Origin of the sequence: Sphingobacterium sp. T2, assembly GCF_000814685.1 — a bacterium.
GTDB lineage: Bacteria > Bacteroidota > Bacteroidia > Sphingobacteriales > Sphingobacteriaceae > Sphingobacterium > Sphingobacterium thermophilum.
The window spans coordinates 1-2476 of sequence record NZ_JXAC01000262.1; the positions used below are offsets into that span (position 1 = coordinate 1).

Annotated in this window: 3 protein-coding genes and 1 rRNA gene; 2 read left to right on the plus strand and 2 right to left on the minus strand. The window is 36.7% G+C overall.

Going from position 1 to position 2476, the window contains the following annotated elements:
- Nucleotides 1-187 precede the first annotated feature (187 nt).
- Nucleotides 188-299 (plus strand): 5S ribosomal RNA (gene rrf, locus SD31_RS13780).
- Between the two features lie 217 nt (nt 300-516).
- Here rrf and SD31_RS13785 read toward each other — a convergent pair.
- Nucleotides 517-966 carry a TetR/AcrR family transcriptional regulator gene (locus SD31_RS13785; protein WP_052259085.1) on the minus strand — a complete coding sequence of 150 codons (450 nt, stop codon included), beginning with the start codon at nt 964-966 and terminating at the stop codon, nt 517-519.
- Between the two features lie 111 nt (nt 967-1077).
- Between SD31_RS13785 and SD31_RS13790 the strand changes: the two genes are divergently transcribed.
- Nucleotides 1078-1569, plus strand: a complete 492-nt coding sequence (locus tag SD31_RS13790) for a DinB family protein (RefSeq protein WP_039054547.1) — start codon at nt 1078-1080, stop codon at nt 1567-1569.
- 625 nt (nt 1570-2194) lie between these two features.
- Here SD31_RS13790 and SD31_RS13795 read toward each other — a convergent pair.
- Nucleotides 2195-2476: CocE/NonD family hydrolase C-terminal non-catalytic domain-containing protein (locus SD31_RS13795; RefSeq protein ID WP_039054545.1), on the minus strand; the 282-nt coding region annotated here is incomplete at its 5' end.

Sequence of the window (2476 nt, forward strand, 5' to 3'; positions counted from 1 at the left end):
CGACGTTGATAGGCTACAGGTGTAAAGGTAGAGATACCAAAGCCGAGTAGTACTAATCGCCCGAGACTTTCAAGGCATAAGATACGCTGTTGTCTTAATCGGAAACTTTTCTTTCTTTCAATAAATGTCAATGTAAGTAAGCTTACAATTAAGTAGGTTGTGATACAAAAAAGAGATTAAAGAACATTAAGGTGCCTATATCGGCGGTGATCACCTCTTCCCATTCCGAACAGAGAAGTTAAGCCCGCCAGAGCCGATGGTACTGCCGTAACAGGTGGGAGAGTAGGTCGGTGCCTACCCTTATTAAACAAAGAAAAGCCTTATCCATATCGATAAGGCTTTTTTGTTTTACAACACTTCCTAGATATATTCCATTATTTCCCTGCTTAACATATTGGGATTGTGCTTTTCTAACCTAAGAATTTAAACCTCCTTTATTTATCTTACTAAACATATGCTCTTGAATTTATCTCTATTTGAGGTCGTGAAAGGAATTATTTTTTTTGTTCTACATTCTTATGTAGCGTTGATGGGACTATTGAATGTTCCTTTTTGTACGCCATATTCAATCACACGACGAATACATTCAATATTATGCTTACGTAGTTCTGTAAAAAGCTCTTCGTTTATCTTTCTCTTTCTTATGGAGGCTTCCGAGATTAAAATCTGGTAAACAGAGGGATTGTTGATTTTGGAAGAAACATAATGTTCTACCATTTTTTCCAAGCGATAAATGGGATCTTCCTCCGACTCGTACTGAGAAGGGTTGAGCTTATATGTCTCTATGCCCCACTTGATGATGGTTTCAAGAAGATTTTCTTTCGAACCGAAATAATAGTTGATCATAGCCACGTTGATGTCGGCCTCCTGTGCAATGTCGCGTACGCAAGTGCCTTCAAATCCGTTTTTTGCAAACATGGTTTGGGCTATGCGGATAATCTCCAATTGCTTTTCACTGAGTTTCATGGGCGACAAAGTTAAACAAATGTTTAACTTAAGTGCTGACTTTTTTATGAATTTTTTCAGTATTTCAAGGTGTTTATTTCCTTATATTTGATAATAAAAATTCTAAGCACTATGAGTATTAATAAGGGAATATTAATTGAAATAGAAAGAGAAACTGAAAATACAAGACGTCTCTTGAGTGTACTTCAGGATGAGCATTTATCCTTTAAACCACACGAGAAATCGATGACGTTGGGCGAGTTGGCGACACATATTGTGGATTTACACAATTGGGTGAAAAATGCTTTGACTGAGGAAGTTTTTGACTTTAAGACTATGTATAAGCCGCAGATAGCAAAGACTGTTCAGGACTTAAAGGCTATGTTGAATGACAGTTATGCGGGTAATGTGTCGGCTATAGAAAAAATGACGGATGAGGATTGGCAAAAGATATGGACCCTTAAGTCTGGAGAGCATATTATCGTGCAGCTACCAAAGATCGGTGGATTCCGTTTTATTATTCAAAATCATCTTATTCATCATCGAGGACAATTGACGGTGTATATGCGAATGTTGAATCTTCCTCTCCCTGGAATTTACGGTCCATCGGCTGATGAGAGATAAGAAGATGGGATGGTTTTAAAGATTCCCATCTTTTTTATGTATTTTGGGAGATAATGTTTACGTCTTATAGTGATAAATCACCATTTCAGGATAAATAGGTTGTGATTAATTTTAGCCTATAATAAATATTTAACGCTATGAAACGTATTTACATTATGCTGGGTTTTATAGGGTACTTTTAATCTTATCCTGTAAGAAAGATAGCAAGGTTGTGGACCAAGTAACGGACAAATCACCGTACAGTCTGAAATACATTGCTATGAAGTCCCCTTATGATTTTCTTCCGATAGATAGTAGTATTTATATATTCAGGAGATAGTTTCAAAGAACTTAAGCGTAACAGTGCGAACACCATCAATAGAGAATATCATTTCACAAAATCTGGTTCTACTTATGATTACACTTCTTACGAGAATAATACTCTAAGAGGAAAGGGAACGTAAATAATAAATAGTTTCATCATTACTCTTACTTTTACCATAAGTGAGAGATTACTTAACGCCAAGGGATGTGCATGCACCTTTAGAGACATCTATGGATAAATAGATCGAGAGAAAGGAAGTAAAGGCTATCCCTAAATGGCTAGAAAAGTCAAAAGGCAAGATTCAATCTTGCCTTTTTGGTTTTATAATACGGAAAAGGTTATGCTACTTGGGTTGTTGCGATCGAAATACAGGCGGTGTGTATTTTTGATATAATCTTCTTTTTTGGCTTTAAAGATATCTATCATTTGATTAGGGTTTCGGTCCACCAATGGGAACCATGTGTGCTGAATTTGGATCATCAGTTTATGTCCTTTCTTGATGGTATGAGCCACATCGGGAAGGGTAAGTTTTACGGTAGTTATCTCGTTAGGCACGAAAGGTTTTTCTTTGTCAAAGCCTTCTCTGAATCTGCCTCTGATACT